This window comes from Bacteroides salyersiae (assembly GCF_031172035.1).
Lineage (GTDB): Bacteria > Bacteroidota > Bacteroidia > Bacteroidales > Bacteroidaceae > Bacteroides > Bacteroides salyersiae.
This window is the reverse complement of the sequence record NZ_CP133452.1, coordinates 5,144,679-5,170,075: the sequence shown is the minus strand read 5'-3', so window position 1 is coordinate 5,170,075 and position 25,397 is coordinate 5,144,679. Positions and strand designations below refer to the sequence as shown.

Below are 25,397 nucleotides of genomic sequence, written 5' to 3'. Positions count from 1 at the left end.
ACGAACAATGAATAAATTTTTAACTTTGGCAGCCACTTCATTGGCTGCATTGCAAATGCAAGTTGTGGCGCAGGAAACACGCCCCAATATTATATATATCATGTCTGATGATCACGCTTTACAGGCTATAAGTGCTTATGGAAGCAGGCTGGCTAAAGTATTACCAACACCTAATCTCGATAGAATTGCAAATGAAGGGATTCGCATGGATAATTGTTGCGTTACCAATTCTATCAGTGCTCCGAGCCGGGCTTGTATTATGACTGGTCAATATAGTCATAAAAATGGTGTATATACATTGGATGACGGTCTGTTACCAACGCATGACAATTTTGCTAAAGAGATGCAAAAAGGTGGATATCAGACAGCTATTATCGGGAAGTGGCATCTGAAATACGAACCTGCAGGTTTTGATTACTATAATGTGTTACCAGGACAAGGTCGTTACAAGAATCCTGTTTTGATTTCCAAAGAAGAACGGAAAGGAAACACATGCCCTTTTGATAAAACTCCCGGCAAAATCTATCAAGGACATTCTACGGATGTGATAGCGTCTCAGGCTATAAATTGGATGAAAGAGCATAAAGATGATAATCAGCCATTTATGTTGATGTGTCATTTCAAGGCCCCTCATAGAAGTTGGGAATATGCAGAACGTTTTTCAGATTTATTGAAAGATGTGGAAATTCCGGAACCGGAAAATATGTTTGATACTTATGAAGGAAGGGCTTATTACACTAAGTTACAGACAATGAGTTTGGAAGACATGAATGAAAAGGACATGAAATGTGAATTACCGGCTAACTTGTCAAGAGATGAATTTCGAAAATGGGCATATCAACGTTATATGAAAGATTATTTACGGTGTATAGCAGGAATTGATGAGAATGTTGGGCGTATTTTGAAATTCTTAGACGAGAACGGACTTGCTCAAAATACCGTTATTGTTTATACTTCAGATCAGGGCTTTTATTTAGGAGAGCATGGATGGTTTGATAAACGATATATGCAAAAAGAGAGTTTAAATATGCCGTTGTTAATACGTTATCCCAATGAGATAAAGCCGGGTAGTACCAATAAGAGTATCATTATCAATGCCGATTTTGCTCCTACTTTATTGGATTATGCAGGAATTTCAAAACCGAGCTATATGCAGGGTGAAAGTTTCAGAAGTATTTTGAAAAACGGAAAAGAACCTAAAGGATGGCGTGATGCAATGTATTACCGATACTGGATGCATGGTGACCAACATCATCATACTGTAGCACATTATGGTATTTGCACTGAACGGTATAAACTTATTTATTATTATGGTAAGACATTGAACAAGAAAGGAACTCACGAAATGCCTTATACTCCCGATTGGGAACTTTTTGATATGAAACGCGATCCGCAAGAAATGAGAAACTTCTATAATGATAAACGTTATCGGAAAGTAGTCGCTGACTTAAAGGAGAAGCTATATCAATTGAAAAGTGCTTATCAAGATAATGAATAATATAAATCGATGAGAATGAAGAAATTATTTTTAATATTTTATCTTGTATCTTGCACATTAGCTCATGCACAGGTAGTAAAAAATAATTTGTCAATAAATACGGAGAATACTTGTATGGTATTTTCCGTTACTACTGACGATGAGGTAATTTACAGGTATTATGGTAATAAGCTTCGAAACTTGGATGCCTTTTCTTACGAGTTGCGTAAGAATCCTCATCAGCCATTTCCAGCTTTATATCCTACATTTGGGGGGACTACCTCTATAAATCCTGCACTTAAGCTTACTCATGGGGATGGAATAATGGCATCTGAATTGAAATTTTCCGGTATTCGGACAATTCCTGTTAGTTCGGATGTTGTCGAAACTATAATTGAGTTAAAGGATAAATTATATGATATAAATGTCTCTCTTCATTTTAAGGCATATCAAAAAGAGGATATTATAACTCAATATGTCACGATAAAGCATCACGAGAATAAAAGTATAAAAATTGAAAATATTGCTTCCGGCTATCTAAATCTTCATGCGGATCATTATTATCTAAGTCATTTTGCCGGTGCTTGGGCCAATGAAATGCTATTAGAAGAGGAATTACTAACCCATGGGATTAAATCCATAGAGAGTACTAAAGGAGTACGAACGGCACAGACTGAAAATTCGTCTTTTTTAATTAGCATAGATAAAAAGGCGGATGAGTATTCAGGTGAGGTGTATGCTGGTGCATTGGCATGGTCTGGGAATTATAAACTGTCTTTTCAAGTATCGGAAACTGGAAATTTGGATATAGTTGTAGGTATGAATCCATTTGCTTCCTCATTTATTTTAGAACCGGGAGAAGAAATTAAGACTCCTGAAATAATATGGTCTTATAGCTCTATTGGCAAAAATCGCATTTCTCAGAATTTCCATAATTGGAGTAGGCGTTATGCATTAGCACATGGTAACGATCTGCGTCCTATCGTTTTGAATAGTTGGGAAGGTGTATACATGAATTTTGATGAAAAGGATATTTTATCTTTAATAGATGATGCTGCGAATTTTGGGGTGGAGTTGTTTGTATTGGATGACGGTTGGTTTGGTGATAAGTATCCGCGGGATAAAGCTGATTCGGGATTGGGAGATTGGGTAGTAAATAAAAAGAAGTTACCTCATGGTATCGGTTATTTGGCTGATTATGCTGTCAATAAAGGTGTGCGGTTTGGAATTTGGATTGAACCCGAAATGGTGAATCCACGTAGTGTATTAGCAGAAAAGTATCCGGAGTGGATAGTCAAAACAGATAAATATACACCTTATGTGGAAAGGAACCAATGGCTTTTAGATCTAAGCAATCCTGATGTTCAACATTTTGTAGAAGAAACTTTTGATAAAGTCGTATCAATGTCACCTAACATTTCTTATATAAAATGGGATGCAAACAGACATGCAAACAATGTAGGATCTTCTTATCTTCCCTCTGATAAACAGTCTCATTTTTGGTATGAATACACGAAGGGACTTTATAAAGTTTATGAGAAAATAAGAGCTAAATATCCTGATTTATTGATTCAGTTATGTTCCTCTGGCGGAGGGCGTTTGGATTATGGTGCATTAAAGTATCATGATGAATTTTGGCCAAGTGATAACACAAATGCGGTTGATCGTATTTATATTCAGCACGGTACAAGCCATTTTTTTCCTGCTATAGCTACTGCATCACATATTTCTTCAAGTCCCAATCATCAAACAGGAATGTCATTACCTTTGAAATTCAGAGTCGATGTAGCTATGTCGGGGCGTCTGGGTATGGAGCTGCAACCTCGTGATATTACAGGGAAGGAGGTTGATTTTGTAAAACAATCTATTGATACCTATAAAAATATTCGCCTGATAATACAACATGGTGATTTATTCAGATTGTCGTCACCCTATGACAGTAAAAAATGGGCATCATTGATGTATGTGTCTCCCGCAAAAGACAGGGCTGTTTATTTTGTTTATAGTTTGGGCTATCATGTCAGAAATGAATTCTATTGTAAGAGTCTGAAAGGTTTAATGCCACATAAAAAATACAAAGTTAAAGAACTTAATAAACTCAATAAATCTTCTTGTTTTGCCGATGGTAAAATTTTCACAGGAGAGTATTTAATGAATGTCGGAATTCCATTTAATATTTCAAAACCGTATGAAAGTGGGGTTCTATTGCTGGAAGAGGTAAAATGATATTTATATATCATTCCGCCTCATTTGAAAATTTGTATTTGTAAAAAATATTATTCTAATACTGTCATAGATGACTATGAATAAACATTTATCTTTGATTTTTTCTTTATTTCCGATTAGCTGTGTTGTTGGACAAAATATTACTCATGCGACATCAATGCGTCCTAATATAGTCTATATTTTAGCGGACGATTTAGGAATTGGGGATTTAGGTTGTTATGGGCAAAAAATATTGAAAACTCCCAATATAGACCGATTAGCAATGAATGGTATGCGTTTTACCAACCATTATGCCGGTTCTACAGTTAGTGCGCCATCCCGTTGTGCTTTGTTGACAGGTAAGGATATGGGACATGCTTATATAAGGGGAAACAAACATTTACCTGATGCTACATCTATGGGTTACGATTTCCCTTTGGCAAGTAGTGAAAACACTGTTGCAGATTTACTTAAACAGTGCGAATATGTTACTGCATGTGTTGGAAAGTGGGGACTTGGAGGACCAAATAGTGAAGGAGATCCTCGCAAACATGGATTTGATTATTTTTTCGGATATTTAAGTCAGCGCAAGGCCCATCGTTACTATCCGGATTTTTTATGGGAAAATGATAAGCAACTAATGCTAAAAAATCAAGTGTATTCTCCTTATTTGATAACAGAAAAGGCGTTGGATTTCATTGATCGTAATGCTTCTAAATCATTTTTCCTTTATTTTACACCTACACTGCCTCATGCAGAACTAATAGTTCCCAAAGAATCTTTACAGGAGTTTGATGGAAAATTTGATGAAGTTCCATTTTATGGTAATCGCTATGCGGCACAAGCAAAGCCACGTGCTGCTTATGCTGCTATGGTGAGTTGCTTGGATCATGCGGTAGGTAAAATTGTAGGAAAGCTAAAAGAGAAAAATATATTGGAGAATACGATTATCATTTTTTCTTCGGATAACGGCGTACATCAAGAGGGAGGACATGATCCGGAGTATTTCAATAGCAATGGCATTTTTCGTGGAATCAAACGTGATTTGTACGAAGGGGGAATACATACTCCTTTTATTGTGCAGTGGGAAAATGTAATTGCAAAGGGGCAGACCAGTTCGCACATTTCTGCATTTTGGGATTTTCTGCCTACAGTAGCTGATATAGTAGGATGTGATAAACCTGAAAATTGTGACGGAATATCTTTTTTACCAACATTGACTGGAAAAGGAACACAAAGGGAACATGAATATATATATCATGAAACCTATGAGCGAGAAGGTAAACAGTCTATCATTAAAGATGGTTGGAAATTGGTAAGATTGAATATGAAACATCCCCAAAATATAGTAGAAGAACTGTATGATATGAACAAAGATCCGTCGGAGCAAAAAAACTTGATAGAACAGTACCCTAAAATCGCTGATGAACTTAGGAAGTTGGCTATTTCTGTTCATCAATTCAATCCGAATTTTTCATGGTAACATACTTTCTCTGAGTAATTGTAAAACAGTAAATAGAATTTTGTTGGGGGTATGTCAAGGTTCAACTTTAGAGAAAATGATTTTAATCTGAAACTTGATGCCTTTCATCAGTAATAAGAAGAGCTGTATCAACTTTACCTTTGAATAATGATACAGCTCTTTTATGTTTATCAGTTACAATCCTTATCCATCTTTTCGATTTGCTAATGAGGAGGCTTTTTAGAAAATAGATCGTTTTTGAAGCCGAAAAATAAATCTATATATTTGTAGCATAGAGGATATTTCTCGGCAAGACTTAACTAATTATTTTATTCAATTTACGGCTATCAATCAAATATGAAATTCACTGGTTCTGAACAAAAAGGAGTCGGCATGGAACTGGAACAGTACCGTACCCGGCTCGAACAGATGGTTGAAGAGAAATCCAAAGACTTAATTGCCATTCAAGAAAAACTGGAAACAACTAACCGAAGGAAGTTGTTGTTTATCAGTGTGTTGTAGATATTGCAATTGGAACCGGATATACTTACGGCTATGAATATGGCGCTTGCGGAAATTGGCTGCTATACCGGTGTCGATCGTTTGGCGACATGGGAAAACCATCTTGACGGTGTTACCTATGGCAGTACCTATGAATGGTGTAACGACGGTATCGAGCCGGCTATAGATTATCTGCGGAGTATGACTATTGAGGCGGGAAAGCCTTGGTTTGATATGTTCGAAGATAATAATATTATCTGTACATCTGATATTTATTCGCTCGATCCTTTTATTGCTCAGATGCTCGAAGTACAGGGTGTAAAGGCTATTGCTGTTTTTCCGCTTTCACAGTTAGGCGTACACTTCGGTTTTTTTTCTATTTATTTGTAATGCATCTAATTTTATCGTTTTGGGATAAGTAAACAAGGAGTTGTATTTTGTTTGTAATGGAAATGTGATATTCCGAAAGAAATCTTTATCTTTGAATCTCAATACACATTCTACTAACAACTATGAGATATAGGATGAAAATGTTGCGGGAGATGCGGTGGTGTAATTCAGCATTTATGGCCGGTTTATTTTCTTTATTGGTCTTTATAACCGGATGCAAGGAGGATACACCTCATTACGTAATCGGGATGTCACAATGTAGTGATGACAGTTGGCGTCATAAGATGAACGATGAGATATTGCGTGAGGCTATGTTTTATGACGGGGTTTCGGTCGAAATACGTTCGGCGCATGATGATAATAAGAAGCAGATAGAAGATATCCGCCATTTTATTGACAAGAAAGTAGATTTGTTAATTGTGGCTCCCAACGAAGCCGCGCCGATTACGCCGGTGGTGGAAGAGGCTTTTGATAAAGGGATTCCTGTTATTATGGTGGACCGGAAAATTTTGTCTGATAAGTATACCGCTTTTATGGGAGCGGATAATTATGAAATAGGACGGGAAGTCGGTAATTATCTGGCAGCGAAGCTCGGAGGTAAAGGAAATATCGTAGAGCTTACCGGCTTGAGCGGTTCGACTCCTGCTATGGAGCGGCATCAGGGATTTATGAGTGCCATCAGTCATTATCCGGACATTCACCTGTTGGCTAAAGCGGATGCTGCCTGGGAGCGTGAACCGGGACGAATCATAATGGATTCTCTTTTGAAAATTTATCCGAAGATAGATGCTGTCTATTCACACAATGACCGCATTGCACCGGGAGCTTTCGAAGCGGCACAAAAACAGGGGAGAGAAAAAGGGATTGTGTTTGTAGGGATCGATGCCTTGCCCGGAAAAGGAAACGGGGTGGAGTTGGTGTTGGATCATGTGTTGGATGCTACTTTTATCTATCCTACCAATGGAGACAAAGTGTTGGAGATGGCGATGAATATTCTTGAAAAGAAGCCTTTTCCGCGTGAAACTACTTTGGAAACAGCGATTGTCGATCCGATAAATGCTCCGGTGATGAAACTCCAGACGGCTCATATTGCCGATCTTGATGAGAAAATAGAAACGTTGAACGGCCGTATCAGTGGATATTTGTCCCGGTATGCCAATCAGCAGGTGGTACTTTATGGGAGTTTGTTTGTCCTGTTATTGGTAGCCGGACTTTTGTTGGTAGTCTATAAAGCTCTCCGAACTAAAAACAGACTGAATTCTGAACTTTCCAGACAAAAGGCGCAGTTGGAGGAACAACGTGATACTCTTTCGGAGCAACGGGACCAATTGGTTCAACTGTCTCATCAGTTGGAAGAGGCAACTCATGCTAAATTGGTGTTTTTTACCAATATATCCCATGATTTCCGCACCCCCTTGACATTGGTGGCAGATCCGGTAGAACAGTTGCTTGCAGATAAAACGCTTTCCGGCGATCAGCATAGACTGCTGCTTCTTGTTCAGCGCAATGTGAATATCTTGTTGCGCCTGGTCAATCAGATTCTTGATTTTCGTAAATATGAAAATGGTAAAATGGAGTATACTCCGGTTCCTGTCGATTTATTGCAATGCCTTGAAAACTGGAACGAATCTTTTCAGGCGGCAGCACGTAAGAAACATATTCGTTTTTCTTTCGATCATATGCCGGATACAAATTATCGTACCCAAGCTGATGTAGAGAAGCTGGAGCGTATCTATTTCAATCTTCTTTCCAATGCCTTTAAGTTTACTCCGGAGAATGGGAAGGTGACAGTCCGTCTTTTTGCTTTGGAAAAGGAAGGACAACCTTTTTTCCGTTTTACCGTAGCCAATACCGGTAGCCTGATTTCTGCGGAGCATATCCGTAGCATCTTCGACCGGTTTTATAAGATAGATATGCATCATGCCGGATCCGGCATCGGTCTTGCTCTGGTGAAAGCTTTTGTAGAAATGCATGGTGGAACTATACAAGTGGAAAGTGATGAGAAGCAGGGGACGATGTTTACCGTTGATCTTCCATTTTGTTGTTGTACGTCTTCTCCGGATACATCTTCTATGGGTACATCCGGTCATGAGTCTCCTGTCGAATTATTGGAAGGGGAGGAAGAGGAAGAACGGAATTATGATTCTTCCCGGATGTCTGTATTGGTGATCGATGACAACGCGGATATCCGTTCTTATATTCATGGATTGCTAAGTGCGGAATATTCTGTGATTGAGGCGGCTAACGGTTCGGAAGGTATCCGCAAAGCGATGAAATATGTGCCCGATTTGATTATTTCCGATGTGATGATGCCGGGAATAGATGGCATTGAGTGTTGCCGTCGTTTGAAGAGCGAATTGCAGACTTGCCATATTCCGGTAATCTTGCTGACGGCTTGTTCTCTTGATGAGCAGCGTATTCAAGGCTATGACGGCGGTGCAGATTCGTACATATCCAAGCCTTTCAGTTCACAGCTATTGTTGGCGCGTATTCATAATTTGATTGATTCGCACCAACGCCTGAAGCAATTCTTCGGAGATAGGCAAACGTTGGCGAAAGAGGATATTTGTGATCTGGATAAGGATTTTGTTGAAAAGTTCAAGGCTCTTATTGAAGAGAAAATGGGAGACTCTGAATTGAATGTGGAAGATCTGGGTAGAGAAATGGGGTTGAGCCGTGTGCAATTATACCGCAAAATAAAGTCACTGACCAATTATGCTCCTAATGAACTGTTGCGTATGTCCCGTTTGAAACGGGCGGCATCTTTGTTGGCCTCTTCCGGAATGACAGTGGCTGAGATTGCCTATGAGGTCGGATTTACTTCTCCTTCTTATTTTACAAAATGTTACAAGGAACAGTTCGGCGAGAGTCCGACGGAATTTTTGAAACGGAAAGGGACGTGAGGGGGAATGAAAAGAATGAAAGAATGAAAAAATGAGAGGATGAAGGAGTGAACGAAATGAAGGAATTGAGGAATGAAAGATTATAAAGTCAATAAAGAAAAAATGTCTGATGCTTTCTGCCGGGAAGTGTACGGTGTTGTTCGGGATGTGCCTGCCGGAAAGGTTATTTCTTACGGAGAAATAGCCTCTTTATTGGGAAAGCCGCAATGCTCGCGTATGGTAGGGAGAGCCTTGAAACAGGTTCCTTCCGAATTGAATCTGCCTTGTCATCGGGTAGTCAATGCACAGGGAAGGCTTGCTCCCGGATGGGAAGAACAGCGTCTGTTGTTGCAGGAGGAGGGCGTTTGTTTTAGAAAAAATGGAAATGTGGATATGACCCGATGCCTGTGGCATTATGATGAATAACATGAATTTTAAATAATAACAGATTAATCATGAAGAAATTACTATCTCTGCCGCCGAATTTGGTTCATTGCTTTCATGAGTTGGAAGGAGTGGATACTTCGGAATGGTTTTGTACTTCCGATCCCATAGGGGCTAAGTTGGGTTCGGGGGGGGGAACAACTTGGTTGCTGCAAGCCTGTCATGAAAATTATGCTTCCGGAGAGTCCTTCCCGGGGTGGCTGGAAAACGAAAAAAGAATATTGCTTCACGCCGGTGGACAAAGTCGCCGCCTTCCCGGATATGCTCCTTCCGGAAAGATACTGACTCCGATACCTGTTTTTAGTTGGGAACGGGGACAGCGGTTGGAACAGAACTTACTGTCTCTTCAATTGCCTCTTTACGAGAGAATCATGGGTATGGCACCTGAGAAAATACATACGTTGATAGCGAGCGGTGATGTATACATCCGTTCGGAAAAGCCATTGCAGGATATTCCCGATGCTGATGTCGTGTGTTACGGGCTTTGGGTAAACCCGTCGTTGGCTACTCATCATGGGGTATTTGTTTCTGACAGGAAGACGCCGGATATACTTGATTTTATGTTGCAGAAACCTTCTCTTGCAGAGTTGGAGGGGTTGGCCAAAACACATCTTTTCCTTATGGATATCGGGATATGGCTGTTGAGTGACCGTGCCGTAGAACTTTTGATGAAGCGTTCTTTAGATAAAGATACCGGCGAGATAACCTATTATGATCTCTATTCCGATTATGGGCTTGCTCTCGGTAGCCATCCGAAGACGATAGATGAAGAGCTGAATAGTCTTTCCGTTGCCATACTGCCTTTGCCCGGAGGAGAGTTTTATCATTACGGAACAAGTCGTGAGCTTATTTCTTCTACGTTGGCTGTACAGGATAAAGTTCGCGACCAGCGTCTTATCATGCATCGGAAGGTGAAACCGAACCCGGCAATCTTTGTGCAGAACTCTTCTACTGCCATCTCTTTTTCTGCTGGAAATGCGAATCTGTGGATTGAAAACAGTTACGTGGGCAAAGGGTGGAAATTGGGCTCTTGTCAGATAATAACGGGGATACCGGAGAATGATTGGGAGATTTCTTTGCCGGACGGTATTTGTCTGGATGTGGTTCCGATGGGGGAAAATGGTTTTGTAGCACGTCCTTATGGATTGGATGATGTATTTAAAGGAGCCTTGAACTCGCCGCATACGATGTTTACCGGCATTCCTTTTACGGAGTGGATGGAGCAACGTGGTCTGTCGACCGATGATTTCCGGGGACGCATCGATGATTTACAGGCCGCTCCTGTCTTTCCGTTGACCGAGTCGGTAGAGGAACTTGGGGTACTGCTACGCTGGATGACTACTGAGCCTGATCTGGCAGAAGGGCGTGCATTATGGCTGAATAGTAAAAAGTTCTCGGCTGATGAAATTTCTGCACGTGCCAATCTGCAACGGCTCTATGCCCAGCGTACAGCTTTTCGTAGGGGAAACTGGCAGGCGTTGTCGACTAATTACGAGAAGAGTGTTTTCTATCAACTTGATTTGGAAGATGCGGCTCATGGATTTGTAAAACTTGGACTTGAAACACCACGGGCTCTTCCGGACGATGCTGCACAGATGTTGCAAATGCACAACCGGATGTTACGGGCCCGTATTATGGAGTTGGAAGGCAAGCAAGACAGCCGTGAAGAAGAAAAGGCGGCATTCGGTTTGTTACGTAATGGTTTGTTGGGGCAGGTTTGCAAACAAAAGAGCCATCCTGTACTCAATGTTTATTCCGATCAGATTGTATGGGGACGCAGTCCTGTACGTGTCGATGTGGCAGGAGGTTGGACGGACACTCCTCCTTATTCGCTTTATTCCGGTGGAAATGTGGTGAACTTGTCTATTGAGTTGAACGGGCAGCCTCCTTTGCAAGTATACGTTAAGACTTGTAAGGAGCCTCATATCGTACTTCGCTCCATCGATATGGGAGCAATGGAAGTAGTGAATACTTATGAAGAGTTGCAGGATTATCGTAAGGTCGGTTCTCCTTTCTCTATACCCAAAGCTGCACTTGCACTGGCAGGTTTCATACCACAGTTTTCGGAAATCTGCTACGGTTCTTTGCAGGAACAATTGGAGGACTTTGGCGCTGGGATCGAAGTGACTTTGTTGGCTGCCATACCGGCAGGTTCCGGACTGGGAACCAGCTCCATTCTTGCTTCCACCGTGTTGGGGGCTCTTAATGATTTTTGCGGATTGGCCTGGGATAAAAATGAAATCTGCCGTTGTACATTGGTATTAGAACAGTTGCTTACGACCGGTGGAGGTTGGCAGGATCAATACGGTGGTGTATTCTCCGGTGTGAAGTTATTGCAGACGGAAGCTGGATTTGATCAGACTCCGTTGGTACGCTGGTTGCCCGATCAGCTTTTCACAAAACCGGAATACCGCGATTGTCATTTACTGTATTACACAGGCATTACCCGTACGGCAAAAGGAATATTGGGTGAGATTGTTCGTTCTATGTTTCTTAATTCCGGGAAGCATCTTGCGCTGTTGTCCGAAATGAAAGTTCATGCTTTGGATATGAATGAGGCTATCTTACGTGGCAATTTTATGAGTTATGGCAGGCTGGTAGGAAAGAGCTGGTTACAGAATAAAGCCCTTGATGCCGGTACTAATCCACCGGAAGTGGAAAAAATTATTCGTTTGATTGAAGATTACACGTTAGGACATAAATTACCGGGAGCCGGAGGCGGTGGTTATTTATATATGGTGGCAAAAGACCCGCAGGCGGCTGTACAGATTCGTCGGATATTGACAGAATATGCTCCGAACCCACGGGCTCGTTTTGTAGAGATGACCCTGTCCGACAAAGGATTGCAGGTATCCAGAAGTTAGTTATTATCAATTTCCCGTAGCATCTTCCACTTTAGATGCTGCGGGTTTTAAAAAAGATGCTATCTCTCTTGGAGGTGCATTTATTTCCGGATATAGTGAGGCATTTCTCCGGGGAGTTCCATTGATATTTCTACCAGTCCGCCTACTATTCCTTCATTAAACCAGGCAGTTTGATAAATCATCTTCTTGATGCCGTTTTTTTCTATTGTATAGGCATTACTGCCGCCGGTTTGTAGCATTTCATGTATTTTCTCCTGTGACTGTGCGTTGTGACAGGTAAGGAGATTTTTCCCAATTAGATTTCCGTATTTGGCAAACGTTTGGCATGCCTTGTCGTTCATGTAAAGGATGATTCCTTTGGTGTCGCATACGGTTACGGCACAATTCATTTCTTTAGCCCATTCGTACATAGATTCTTTTTATCTTGATTTATGGGCAAAGATACTCTTATTCATTTGAAAGACAAAAAGGGAGAAACTCTGAAATTGCTTCTCCCTATTCAAATATTCGAATAAAATTTATTATTGTACGATCACTTTGCCTGTACTGATGGATTTGCCATCGGATACGATATTATAGATATACATGCCTTTCATACGGTGGGTAGGAATTTTTACCTCTTTACTTGTGATTGCCTGGCGATGAATCATACGACCACTTTGATCACACAATTCAATGAAATTACTCGAAGTTATGTATTCTTCACCTACTTCGATTGTGAATGTTTCATTCTGGCGCACCGGATTGGGATAATTTTTGAAACTGGCGGTTTTGGTGAATTTTACCCCTGATCCCTCTGTGCTTTTATTAATTTTCCAGTAAGTAGTATTAAATACCATTTCTCCCGGATCAGTGGAGTTATTTGTTTCAAATTCATTTCTTATATAGTAATTTTTACCGAATTGAACCAGTTCGATGGTTATTTCCGCACTTCCATATCCAAAATAGGAGTTTATTGCTTCCACTGGGAGAGTACCGAGTACTGCTCCGTCTTCATTCATAACTTCTGCTTTTTGAAGAGAATAGGTAGATTGGTTACCTGTCTTCTCTTTATTGAAAGTACAAAATATATATTCTATTTTATCATCGTCATTGAATAGGTATTGACTCCATATAGAACCACTGTATGCATCATAACCGGTTAATTCATCCAAGTCAAAATCAGCGATGCCGTAAGCTACATCTGCTTCTCGGTCGTAAACGGCATTCTTGACTATAAATTGGTCGGATTTTTTTAATTCGTCATTATAAATATCAACGATGTAGTCTTTACTGCTTTCTGTAATCGTATATAAGAAAGGATTGGCTACGAAAAAGTGTGCTATTTCACTTTTAGCTGTTATGACTATCGGTTCTTCGGTTAAACTTTGTCCTTGTGCATTTATGGCAAGGATACTAAAAACTACAAGTAATAATTTTCTCATAATGATGTTTGTTTATATGATTAATATTTTGTGAATTTAGGCATTTATATTCGGAAAATAAAATGCACTAATTATCAATAGTGTTTATCGGGTATATTTGAGTGTTTATTAGCTCTTATATCGTAGTTATGTTGCAAAAAAAGATTATTTAATTATGTAATTTTTCTTTTTGGGGGAATAAAAGTTTGTGAACAAAGGGTATAAAGATATTGTTTTAAATGATGTGCCGTAACTTCGATACACTCTGATTTGATATTTTCTCGGATTTATGCTTGTGCGGGATTTCACCGATGCGCCAACCATTCTATGTAATTTATTAATCTTTATCGGACAGTAGACAAGCCGAAAATTTCTCGGAATGAGATTTTTGCTGTTGGATTACATGCAGTAATATACGATGTCTGTTTCAATGCAGGCATGGAACATCATTTTAATTATCTAAACCTATTTATGTATGAACAAAATAAACATTAAAGACTTGTATCTTATTTTTGGAAACGAAAAGCAGAAGGCACTTCGCCTGCTGAAAGAAGGTAAAAGTAAAAGTGAAATATTGAAAGCAGCCGGATGTACGATTGCTGTTAGAGACGCAAACCTTTCGATTGACGAAGGAGAAATATTCGTTATTATGGGATTGTCCGGAAGTGGAAAATCTACTTTGTTGCGCTGTATCAATCGATTGATAAAACCGACTTCAGGAGAAGTTATTATCAACGGGACGGATATCTCTAAGGTCTCCGATAAAGAACTGTTGCAGATACGGCGCAAAGAGTTGGCTATGGTTTTTCAGAACTTCGGTTTATTGCCACATCGTACGGTACTGCATAACATTGCTTTCGGACTCGAACTTCAAGGTGTAAAACGGGAGGAAAGAGAGCGAAAGGCTATGGAAAGTATGCAATTGGTAGGATTGAAAGGATACGAGAATCAGATGGTTGGTGAACTTTCCGGTGGTATGCAGCAGCGTGTTGGGCTGGCACGGGCATTGGCCAATGATCCGGAGGTACTGTTGATGGATGAGGCCTTTTCGGCTCTTGATCCGTTGATTCGTGTACAGATGCAGGATGAGTTGCTGGCTCTGCAAGCCAAGATGAAGAAAACCATTGTATTTATTACCCATGATTTGAGTGAAGCCATTAAGTTGGGGGATCGTATTGCTATCATGAAAGATGGAGAGATCGTACAGATCGGTACTTCGGAGGAAATCTTAACGGAACCGGCCAATGGATATGTGGAACGTTTTGTGGAAAACGTGGATCGCAGTAAGATTATTACAGCCGCTTCGGTTATGATCGATAAACCGTTGGTGGCACGTTTGAAGAAAGAGGGACCGGAAGTGTTGATCCGTAAAATGCGTGAACGCAATTTAACGGTACTGCCTGTAGTGGATAATGGGAATATATTGGTGGGAGAAGTCCGGTTGAATGATTTGTTGAAGTTAAGAAAGGAACAGGTGAAGTCGATCGATTCCATCGTACGCCATGAGGTACATTCTGTATTGGGCGATACGATTCTTGAAGATATTCTGCCGTTGATGACAAAAACAAACTCACCTATCTGGGTGGTAAATGAAGACAGGGAATTCGAAGGAGTCGTTCCTCTTTCCTCTCTTATTATCGAGGTGACCGGAAAAGATAAAGAAGAAATTAATGAAATCATCCAAAACGCAATAGACTTATGATAAATATCGGAAAATATATAGAAATGGCCATAAACTGGCTTACAGATCATTTTGCTTCCTTCTTTGATGCGTTGAGCATCGGTATCGGAGGATTTATCGACGGTTTTCAGCATGTACTGTTCGGGATACCGTTTTATATAACCATTCTTGCGCTTGCTATACTTGCGTGGTTTAAGGCTGGTAAAGGAGTGGCAGTATTCACTTTGTCGGGACTGCTTCTTGTTTACGGCATGGGATTCTGGGAAGAGACGATGCAGACACTTGCCTTGGTGCTTTCTTCTACCTGTCTGGCTTTGTTGTTGGGAGTACCGATGGGAATTTGGACGGCAAACAGTGACCGTTGTAATAAAATCATGCGGCCTGTTCTGGATTTTATGCAGACGATGCCTGCCTTTGTTTATCTGATTCCGGCAGTGCTTTTCTTTGGCTTGGGGACGGTACCCGGTGTTTTTGCTACAATTATTTTTGCTATGCCTCCGGTAGTTCGCCTTACAGGATTGGGAATACGGCAGGTTCCAAAAAATGTAGTAGAAGCTTCGCGTTCGTTCGGGGCTACTCCTTGGCAGTTGCTTTATAAAGTACAATTGCCATTGGCGTTGCCTACCATTCTTACAGGGGTAAACCAAACGATTATGATGTCTTTGTCTATGGTGGTGATTGCTGCCATGATTTCGGCTGGAGGACTGGGAGAAGTAGTGCTAAAGGGGATCACCCAAATGAAAATCGGTTTAGGATTTGAAGGTGGTATAGCGGTTGTTATACTGGCTATTATTCTGGATAGGATTACTCAGGGAATAGCCGGGAAAAAGAATAAAAAATAATATAATCAGTTGATGTATGAATAATAAAATAAGAATTATTACAATAGTATTGTTTGCCGTATTTTTGTTCATCTCTTGCGGAGGCGGAGGAGAGAATAAGAAAATAAAGATCGCTTATGCTAACTGGTCGGAGGGGATTGCCATGACTTATATGGTGAGAACCATCCTTCAGGAACAGGGATATGATGTCGAATTACTGAATGCCGACCTTGCCCCGATATTTACTTCACTTTCCCGGAAAAAGGCAGATGTCTTTATGGATGTCTGGTTGCCGGTGACGATGAATGATTATATAGCACAGTATGGAGATAAATTGGAAATTATCGGGGAGGTATATGATGAGGCCCGCATCGGGTTGGTAGTGCCGGAATATGTGACTGTTAATTCAATTGATGAGTTGAATGCACAGAAAGACCGGTTTGGATCAAAAATTATCGGTATTGATGCTGGAGCGGGTATTATGCGCGCTACAGACAGTGCGATAGAGAATTATGGTTTGGACTATAAACTGATGACTTCGAGTGGTCCTGCCATGACTGCCTCATTGAAGAAAGCTATCGACAGGAACGAGTGGATAGTTGTTACGGGTTGGACACCGCATTGGATGTTCGACCGTTTTAAATTGAAGATATTGGAGGATCCTAAAAAGGCTTATGGTGCTGCAGAAAAGATTTATACAGTTGCATGGAGAGGGTTTTCAGAGAAGAATCCGTTTGTGGCCAGGTTTTTCAAAAATATTCGTTTGACAGACGAAGAGATCAGCTCATTGATGACTGCTATGGAGGAAACAGAAAAGACAGAAAAGGAAGCAGCCCGGCAATGGGTTAGTGAACATCGGGAACTGGTGGACAGCTGGATACCGGTGCAGTCACAATAAAAGTGAAAGGCGGAAATCCACGAGGGACTTCCGCCTTTTCTTTATTTAATAAGTCGATTTATTCTAAGTCGATTTATTTATTCAGCAACACCCCAAGCTTGGTTAGCCAAACGCTTGTAGTTGTTGTAACGCCATTTAGCATTGTCTTCAGCAGCCTGGAAGAGTTCTTCTGCTTCTGCAGGATACTGCTTCATTACAGATGCATAACGAACTTCACCTTTCAGGAAGCCCTTGAAGTCGTCCCAGTTCGGTTCTTTGCTGTCCAGCATGAACGGATTTTTGCCTTCTGCTTCCAAAGCTGGGTTGTAACGCCACAAGTGCCAGTAACCACACTTAACAGCTTTTTCTTCCTCTTCCTGGCTCTTACCCATACCGGCTTTCAGACCGTGGTTGATACATGGAGCATAAGCGATGATAAGTGACGGACCGGGATATGCTTCAGCTTCACGGATTGCTTTCAGCGTCTGAGCTTGGTCAGCACCCATAGCGATCTGAGCAACATATACATAACCGTAGGTAGTGGCCATCAGACCGAGGTCTTTCTTGCGTACGCGCTTACCGGAAGCAGCGAACTTAGCGATAGCACCTACCGGAGTAGCTTTAGAAGACTGTCCGCCAGTATTTGAGTAAACCTCTGTGTCGAGAACGAGGATGTTAACGTCTTTGCCGGAAGCGATAACGTGGTCGAGACCACCGTAACCGATATCGTAAGATGCACCGTCACCACCGATGATCCACTGGCTGCGTTTTACCAAATATTGAGTCAGGCCTTTCAACTCTTTGCTAATCGGGCAACCGGCTGCAATACCTTGCTCGATGATAGCTTCGATTTGAGGTGCAAGCTCTTTGGTCTTGTCAGCATCGTACATATTTTCGATCCATGCTTTCAGCACTTCTTTTGCTTCGGCAGGAGCGTTTTCGCCTTCCAGAATCTGGTTGAACAATTTTACGATACGTGCGCGCATTTTCTCGTTAGCGAGTTCCATACCTAATCCGAATTCACAGAAGTCTTCGAACAGAGAGTTAGCCCATGCGGGACCGTGACCCTTTTCGTTGGTGGTATACGGAGTTGAAGGAACTGAGCCGGAGTAGATAGAAGAACATCCGGTAGCGTTAGCAACCATTTCACGGTCACCGAACAATTGAGAAATCAATTTCACGTACGGAGTTTCACCACAGCCGGAGCAAGCACCGGAGAATTCGAACAACGGAGTTGCGAACTGAGAATTCTTAACGTTGGCTTTGATGTCAACCAAATGCTGTTTGCTCTTCACGTTATCGGCACAGTAAGTCCAGTTAGCAGCTTCTGCCAATTGGCTTTCGAGGTGTTTCATGGTCAATGCCTTGCCACCCTTTTTCGGATTACCCGGACAGATGTCGGCACAGTTACCGCAACCTAAGCAGTCGAGAACGTCAACTTGGATACGGAATGTCATACCATCGAATACCTTACCCACAGCTTTTAATGTTTCGAAGTTAGCACCTTTCTGCTCTTCTGCATCGAGTACGAACGGACGGATAGAAGCGTGAGGACAAACGTAAGCACATTTGTTACATTGGATACAGTTTTCCGGATTCCATTCGGGTACGAATGCTGCTACACCGCGTTTTTCGTATTTAGCAGTTCCCTGATGCCAAGTTCCGTCTTCAATGCCTTTGAATGCAGATACCGGCAGCAAGTCGCCGTCCTGTGCATTGATAGGACGAACCACTTCGTTGATGAATGCAGGATCGTTGTTTTCTGCTTTGGCGTCATCGGCCAGGTTAGCCCATGCAGGATCAACCGGCAACTGTTTGTATTCGCCACCACGGTCAACGGCTGCATAGTTCTTATTAACGATATCTTCGCCCTTCTTGCCATAAGATTTAACGATGAATTTCTTCATCTGTTCTACGGCTTGTTCTACAGGGATAACGCCTGTGATACGGAAGAATGCAGACTGAAGGATAGTATTGGTACGGTTGCCCAAACCGATTTCCTGTGCAATCTGAGTAGCGTTGATGTAATATACGGAGATGTTGTTTTTTGCAAAATACTTCTTCACACGGTTAGGCAGATTCTTAGCCAGTTCTTCACCTTCCCAGATTGTGTTCAGCAAGAAAGAACCGTTTTTACGCAAACCGCGGGTTACGTCGTACATATGCAGGTAAGCCTGAACGTGGCAGGCCACAAAGTTCGGAGTGTTTACCAGATAAGTAGAACGGATCGGATTATCACCGAAACGCAGGTGAGAGCAAGTGAAACCTCCTGATTTTTTAGAGTCGTAAGAGAAATAAGCCTGACAGTGCTTATCAGTGTTGTCACCGATAATCTTAACAGAGTTCTTGTTTGCACCTACTGTACCGTCAGCACCCAGTCCATAGAATTTAGCTTCGAACATACCTTCACCGCCCAATGCGATTTCTTCTTCTTGAGGAAGAGAAGTGAAAGTAACGTCGTCTACGATACCGATAGTAAAGTGGTTCTTCGGCATTGGCATAGCCAAATTCTTGAATACAGCGATGATTTGAGCCGGAGTAGTATCTTTAGAACCCAGACCATAACGACCGCCAACGATAACCGGAGCATTTTCCGTGCCATAGAAGCAGTCTTTAACATCCAGATATAAAGGTTCACCGTTAGCACCCGGTTCTTTTGTACGGTCGAGAACTGCGATTGTCTTAGCAGTCTTAGGCACGGCAGCCAGGAAGTGCTTGGCAGAGAACGGACGGTACAGATGAACTGCAACCATACCTACTTTCTCGCCGTTAGCAACGAGGTGGTCGATTGCTTCACGGGCAGCTTCTGTTACAGAACCCATTGCGATGATTACGCGTTCTGCATCTTCTGCTCCGTAGTAATCGAACAAGCCGTATTTACGGCCGGTGATTTTAGAAATTTCATTCATGTACTCTTCTACGATAGCGGGTACTGCTTCATAGTAGTTGTTGCATGATTCACGGTGCTGGAAGAAGTGGTCGGGGTTTTCTGCCATACCACGGGCAACCGGAGACATCGGATTCAGTGCACGGGCACGGAACTCAGCCAAAGCTTCCTGATCGATCAACGGAGCGAGGTCTTCGTTTTCCAGCATTTCGATCTTCTGGATTTCGTGCGAGGTGCGGAAACCGTCGAAGAAGTTCATGAAAGGAACACGGGCTTTGATTGTAGCCAGGTGGGCAACACCAGCCAAGTCCATAACTTCCTGTACAGAACCTTCGGCCAGCATGGCGAAACCTGTCTGACGGGCAGACATTACGTCCTGGTGGTCACCGAAGATACACAGTGCGTGAGAAGCCAGTGTACGAGCCGATACGTGGAATACGCAAGGCAGGAATTCGCCGGCGATCTTATACATGTTCGGGATCATCAAAAGAAGACCCTGAGAAGCGGTATAGGTAGTAGTCAACGCACCTGCCTGAAGAGAACCGTGAACTGCACCGGCAGCACCACCTTCAGATTGCATTTCCTGTACCAATACTGTTTCGCCGAAGATGTTCTTACGTCCTGCGGCAGCCCATTCGTCTACATATTCAGCCATTGTAGAAGAGGGGGTGATGGGGTAGATAGCAGCTACTTCAGAAAACATATACGAGATATGTGCAGCAGCTTGGTTACCATCACAAGTGATGAATTTCTTCTGTTTAGTCATAACTAAAAATTAATATTTAAGTAAATAAATCATTTCAAAATACGGATAAGGGAGTAAATGCTTCTTATAGCTCATGGCGTTTTCATCAAGTATTAGTATAAAAAGCCGAACATCCAGAGAGGTATCTGATTGCCGCGGCCTATTTCCGCTTTTTGCAGGGCATACGTCACGTTAGGATTATTTTTTATTTTAGTCCCTTCGCAGCATATTCTGAACGGCATCACTTCATCCACCATGAACGAAATATTCTTGTCTCCCTTATGCACCTTGTGGTCTTTCCACATGGTATTCACAAAGAAAGTGTCGAGCACATCCTGTTCTTCCACTTTTACCGGATAAATGGAGTACATCAGATTGGAGTTGTGCATCATGATCTTTGACGGCTTCTTGGGAAATTCTTCTCCCTTCGGATAAACCAGATTGATGAGGCGGGCATCTGCCAGATACTTGATGTAATTCATTACCGTAGCGCGTGATGTCTGTATATCGGTTGCCAATTGGCTCACGTTGGGAGCTTTGGGACCGTCTACAGCCAACAAATATAGTAATTTTTTTATCTTTGAAAGATATTTCAGTTCAATTTGTTTGATAAGAAGAATATCTACCTCTACCATCATGTTCATTGTCTTGAGCAGGTTTTCCGAAAAATTACGTTTTTCGAGGAAAAAAGGGTAGAAGCCGTGATGCAGATAATCTTGGAAAAAGTCCAACGGGCGTACTTTGGAAAGTATTCCTTTGGCTATCTGCTCGTGGTTACTGAGTATTTCTTCAAGGGAGTAGGCACGGAATTTCATCCCTGTCTGCAGGTTGAGAAATTCACGGAAAGAGAATCCGCGTAGGTTGTAGCTCTTTACGATGTCGCGCAATTCGAGGTTTTCTTCCTTTAGCCGCATTACCGACGAACCGGTGAAGACAATCTTCAGATTCGGGAAACGGTCATAGCACATACGCAATTCTTTGCTCCAGTCCGGGTGTTTGAACACTTGGTCTATCAACAGCACTTTGCCGCCGCGCTTCTGAAACTCGTTGACGAAATCGACAAGACTATGGCCGGAGAAATAGAAATTGTTCATGTTAATAAAGAGGCAGGAACGGTCCGTTCCGAACTTCTCTTTGGCATACTGGAGGAGGAAAGTGGTTTTTCCTACGCCACGGGTCCCTTTGATACCGATCAGACGGTCACTCCAATCGATTTCGTCCATCAAATCACGACGAACAGGAGCGTTGGTGTGCTCAACAAGGTAAGCGTGTGTGCGGTAGAATGATTCCATTTCTTTTTAGGTTTTTCGGGTGGCAAATATAGTTCTTTTTCTGATAATTGCAAAGTAGAGATAGCAAAATTGTGTTTTTGTTTAGTAACTTTAGTGCTTCTTTCAAGAAGGAGTCATACCGGATGGTGGAACATTGCCGGAGTTTGTCGTTTTGTCAAATTGGTATTTCCATTACTTCAGGAGTGCATTTTATGCGGGTTACGGGACTGTCGAACGGAAATAATGCAGCCATTTCAATTAGCTGTTTGTGTTTTTGCTGCTCAACTTTGTTTATCGAGGGACAAATGTAGTAAAACTTTGCTTGTTTCTGATGATTTGTTTTAAAGAATATCTATTTAGCTTTCTTTTGGTTGTGGAAAATAGGATGTGTAAGCGAGATTGTTAGGCGGCAGATTCGAGAGAGTAAGCGAAATTTGAGGGTGAAAGGAGAATAAAAATAGGTGATGAGAATTGAACACGGTCTAAAATACAGTTCTTCTTGATGCAAAATGCAATTCTTCCCGGTAAAGAATACGATTCTTGTCGGTCTAAAATAGGATTCATCCCGGTACAAAATGCATTTTATTTCGGATCAGAGTGTACTTTTGTGTGTATATTTGCAAAATATTCTTCGGTGATCGGTCTGTTTGCACCTCTTTGTAGGAAGAAGGTGTCAGTAAGAACAGCGATTCAGAGAAAAAAGGATTGGAATATGAAGATAATAAGAACAAAATGACAAAACGGGAGCTTTATCTGTTTAACCCGGACAATGACTTGTCATTGGCAAGCGGAGAGGTGAATTATATGCCTCCTGCCACTGCCAGACGGATGGCGGAGGAGTTGGCTTTATTGCCGGCTTGGTATGCTTCGGCGGGAAGTGCCGTGCTGGCACCTTCAGCCTATAATCTTGCTTTTCTTCGTGAGATGCAGGAGTGTTTGTCTCTACCGGTGGAGTTGGTAACCGAACCGGAAGTAGCTTCGATATCAAATTTGAAGCCGGTGCCTTGGGGATGGAATCCGGCTTTGAAGAGACGGCTCCGGTGTTTGGGGATGCCGGAAACGGAATTGCCTGCTGAGCCGTATCTGGAAAAATTACGGCATTTGTCCCACAGAAGCCAGGCGGTAGAATTATTGCCCCGTTTACAATTGGATGAATCTTTTTGTGGGGAATCTTTTTATCTGACGCAACCGGAAGAATGGTGTCGTTTTGTTGAGAGCCGTGCTTCTTGTCTGCTGAAAGCACCGCTTTCGGGTAGCGGTAAGGGGCTGAACTGGTGTAAAGGGGCATACACTGCTTTTATAGCCGGCTGGTGTAAGCGTGTGGCGGCGCTGCAAGGCGGCGTAATAGCAGAGCCTGTATATAATAAGGTAATCGATTTTGCCATGGAATTCTTTTCGGATGGTGTAGGGAAGGTGGTTTTTGTAGGATATTCCATATTCTCTACCAATGCGAGTGGAGCTTATGATGGCAATCTGTTGTTGCCCGATGAGGAGATTGAACGACGTCTTTCTGCCTATGTGCCAAAGGTATCTTTTGATAGACTGAAACGTAAGTTGGAGGAAGAATTGTCCTCTCGTTTCGGTTCTGTCTATTCGGGCTATCTCGGTGTGGATATGATGGTTTGCCGGTTTCCTTCCGGAGAAGTTGAATATCGGATTCATCCCTGCGTGGAGATTAATCTACGGATGAATATGGGAGTGGTAGCACATTTTATTTATAAAAGGTATGTCATGTCCGGGGCTTCCGGTCGTTTTTTGATTACTTACCATCCGGTTTCCGGTGAAGCTATGCAGGCACACGAACAGATGAGGGCGGGGTATCCGCTTCAATTGAAGGAGGAGAAAGTGGTGGCTGGCTATATGCCGTTGGTGCCGGTCACTAATCGGAGTGCATACCGGGCATGGATCGAGGTGGGGTAGATGGTTATTTACTCTTGCACGGCTTTTCCTTCATTTCCATATCGGTCTACTGCTGTTATGGCAAAGTATACTTTTCTATTCCATGGCTGGAGAGGGGCATAGATGTATTCCGTTCCCCGTATGCCTTGTGCAATGATGTTTTCCGGCCGGGTAGTATCTACCGGATAGACATCCGAAGCATAAACCACATATCTCGGTGCGTTCATTTTGTCGTTGTCTGTGGCTGCTTGCCAAGTTAACGATGTATAGCCGTCTTTCCCGGAAATTACTTTTAGTCCGGACGGTGCACTGGGCGGGACATTGTCCAGCCATGGCATGGCCGGTTGCAGGGCAGGATGAGCATAAAAGTTTTCTGTCAGTTCGTCGTAGATGCCTTGTGTGTTATCCATCAGGTACTTTGCCCGATAATGGGCTTCTCCTGCCAGCTTGTGCTCACGGATAAAGTTGATTTGCCGGTCCACATCCTCCCGTATCCAATTTCCTTCGTCGGGATGCAGGAAGTAGATACCCAATCCCGGTATAATCTGCCGGCCGTTGCATTGTTCCTGCCAGTCGAGTACGAAAGGATAAAAATTGTTCTGTCGGAAATACATCATGGGGTAGATCTGGTCTTGTATACCTTCGCCCATCCATCCTTGCGGATCTTGATATACGGTATGGAAAGCATTCCAGCCACGTGAAGAGTACCGGGAGGTATCTTTGTATTTTCCTACCGGGCAAGTGCTTACCTTTACCCATGGTTTGATCTCTTTTACACCTTTATATATATAGCGCACTATGTCTGTCAGATTGTCTCGACGCCACTGGTCCAGTGTCCTGCCTTTGCCGTAACGGCGGAAGTCATAGCTATCCGGAAAACGGGGCGCATTTTCGGGGTAACGCAAGTAGTCGAAATGTACACCGTCTACATCATAACGGGTTACCACTTCCCGCACCAACTTCATCAGGTATTCTTTCGTAGACGGGTGTCCCGGATTGAGGAAATATTCATTTTTATAGGGAATACATATCTCTTTTCTTTTTTTCGTAACGGATTTATTTCCCAGTTTGGCCACATGCTTTTTGTTTCCCAACGGAAGGGCTACCATCCAGGCATGACATTCCATACCCCGCTTATGACATTCGCGCACAGCAAAAGCCAATGGATCATATCCCGGATCGCCATCTACTTTTCCGGTCAGGATGGAGTTATACGGTTCGATAGAAGATTTGTAGAGCACATCTCCCCGTGTTCGGGTCTGGAATAATACGGTATTGAAATTAGCGGCTTTCAGTTTATCGAGAATTTCTATCAACTCTTCCTGTTGGCGGCGGATACCTGCGGGTGTTGTTGCTTTTGTTTGCGGCCAGTCCAATCCATACACGGCTGTTACCCATGCGGCACGAACCTCATATTTCGGTTGTGCTCCTGCGGGAGTCAGTGACAGAGTGAGAAATAGAAAGAGAAGATAACGGCGCATTACTGTTTGTATTTTGTTATAAATGGCAGCAAAGTTAGTAAAAGTGTCGGTATTCTTGTGCGTTTCATGGGATTATGTTACATTTGCGTCTGTTAAACCAGAAACAC

The 25,397-nt window shown here is 42.3% G+C and carries 15 protein-coding genes and 1 pseudogene; 11 read left to right on the top strand and 5 right to left on the bottom strand.

Annotation, left to right across the window (positions count from 1 at the left end):
* The first annotated feature begins 7 nt into the window (after positions 1–7).
* From RB604_RS19825 to RB604_RS19795, 7 genes and pseudogenes are all read left to right on the top strand, one after another.
* Positions 8–1,498, top strand: coding sequence for a sulfatase family protein (locus RB604_RS19825; RefSeq protein ID WP_005929627.1), 1,491 nt, complete (start codon positions 8–10; stop codon positions 1,496–1,498).
* A 9-nt stretch (positions 1,499–1,507) separates the two neighbouring features.
* Positions 1,508–3,703 carry an alpha-galactosidase gene (locus RB604_RS19820; protein WP_055295686.1) on the top strand — a complete coding sequence of 732 codons (2,196 nt, stop codon included), beginning with the start codon at positions 1,508–1,510 and terminating at the stop codon, positions 3,701–3,703.
* 76 nt (positions 3,704–3,779) lie between these two features.
* The gene (locus RB604_RS19815; protein ID WP_055295713.1) at positions 3,780–5,165 is read left to right on the top strand and encodes an arylsulfatase; all 1,386 of its coding nucleotides are present in this window, start codon (positions 3,780–3,782) and stop codon (positions 5,163–5,165) included.
* Positions 5,166–5,501: 336 nt separating this feature from the next.
* Positions 5,502–6,023 (top strand): annotated as a pseudogene (locus RB604_RS19810) (hypothetical protein); the annotation flags it as partial.
* 188 nt (positions 6,024–6,211) lie between these two features.
* Positions 6,212–8,938 (top strand): hybrid sensor histidine kinase/response regulator transcription factor, encoded by a 2,727-nt coding sequence (locus RB604_RS19805; RefSeq protein WP_316936662.1) that lies wholly within the window; start codon positions 6,212–6,214, stop codon positions 8,936–8,938.
* 72 nt (positions 8,939–9,010) lie between these two features.
* Positions 9,011–9,343 carry an MGMT family protein gene (locus tag RB604_RS19800; RefSeq protein ID WP_025819132.1) on the top strand — a complete coding sequence of 111 codons (333 nt, stop codon included), beginning with the start codon at positions 9,011–9,013 and terminating at the stop codon, positions 9,341–9,343.
* Between the two features lie 29 nt (positions 9,344–9,372).
* Entirely contained in the window at positions 9,373–12,225 is a 2,853-nt protein-coding gene (locus RB604_RS19795) for a bifunctional fucokinase/fucose-1-phosphate guanylyltransferase (protein ID WP_055295693.1), read from the top strand.
* 80 nt (positions 12,226–12,305) lie between these two features.
* Here RB604_RS19795 and RB604_RS19790 read toward each other — a convergent pair whose 3' ends face one another.
* On the bottom strand, positions 12,306–12,635 hold the full coding sequence (locus RB604_RS19790; protein ID WP_005929654.1) for a PAS domain-containing protein: 330 nt from the start codon (positions 12,633–12,635) through the stop codon (positions 12,306–12,308).
* A 111-nt stretch (positions 12,636–12,746) separates the two neighbouring features.
* Positions 12,747–13,649, bottom strand: a complete 903-nt coding sequence (locus RB604_RS19785) for a T9SS type A sorting domain-containing protein (protein WP_005929656.1) — start codon at positions 13,647–13,649, stop codon at positions 12,747–12,749.
* A gap of 454 nt (positions 13,650–14,103) precedes the next feature.
* On the opposite strand from RB604_RS19785, the gene RB604_RS19780 reads away from it, so the two are divergent.
* Genes RB604_RS19780 through RB604_RS19770 form a run of 3 tightly spaced genes read left to right on the top strand, consistent with a single transcriptional unit; the run spans position 14,104 to position 17,028 of the window.
* Positions 14,104–15,330: a quaternary amine ABC transporter ATP-binding protein gene (locus tag RB604_RS19780; RefSeq protein WP_005929657.1), complete on the top strand. Its 1,227-nt coding sequence runs from the start codon at positions 14,104–14,106 to the stop codon at positions 15,328–15,330.
* Complete coding sequence (locus RB604_RS19775; protein ID WP_005929659.1) at positions 15,327–16,151, top strand: ABC transporter permease; 825 nt, start codon at positions 15,327–15,329, stop codon at positions 16,149–16,151. Before RB604_RS19780 ends, RB604_RS19775 begins: the two co-directional genes overlap by 4 nt.
* 16 nt (positions 16,152–16,167) lie before the next feature.
* The gene (locus RB604_RS19770; RefSeq protein ID WP_005929661.1) at positions 16,168–17,028 is read left to right on the top strand and encodes a glycine betaine ABC transporter substrate-binding protein; all 861 of its coding nucleotides are present in this window, start codon (positions 16,168–16,170) and stop codon (positions 17,026–17,028) included.
* A 77-nt stretch (positions 17,029–17,105) separates the two neighbouring features.
* Here RB604_RS19770 and nifJ read toward each other — a convergent pair whose 3' ends face one another.
* Together nifJ and RB604_RS19760 are read right to left on the bottom strand one after the other, a co-directional pair.
* Entirely contained in the window at positions 17,106–20,660 is a 3,555-nt protein-coding gene (gene nifJ / locus RB604_RS19765; protein WP_005929663.1) for a pyruvate:ferredoxin (flavodoxin) oxidoreductase, read from the bottom strand.
* 92 nt (positions 20,661–20,752) lie between these two features.
* Complete coding sequence (locus RB604_RS19760; protein ID WP_005929664.1) at positions 20,753–21,931, bottom strand: ATP-binding protein; 1,179 nt, start codon at positions 21,929–21,931, stop codon at positions 20,753–20,755.
* A 711-nt stretch (positions 21,932–22,642) separates the two neighbouring features.
* Here RB604_RS19760 and RB604_RS19755 point away from each other — a divergent pair.
* Positions 22,643–23,830: a hypothetical protein gene (locus RB604_RS19755; RefSeq protein WP_055295716.1), complete on the top strand. Its 1,188-nt coding sequence runs from the start codon at positions 22,643–22,645 to the stop codon at positions 23,828–23,830.
* An 8-nt stretch (positions 23,831–23,838) separates the two neighbouring features.
* Here RB604_RS19755 and RB604_RS19750 read toward each other — a convergent pair whose 3' ends face one another.
* Positions 23,839–25,290, bottom strand: coding sequence for a glycoside hydrolase family 10-like protein (locus RB604_RS19750; RefSeq protein WP_055295695.1), 1,452 nt, complete (start codon positions 25,288–25,290; stop codon positions 23,839–23,841).
* Positions 25,291–25,397: the final 107 nt, after the last annotated feature.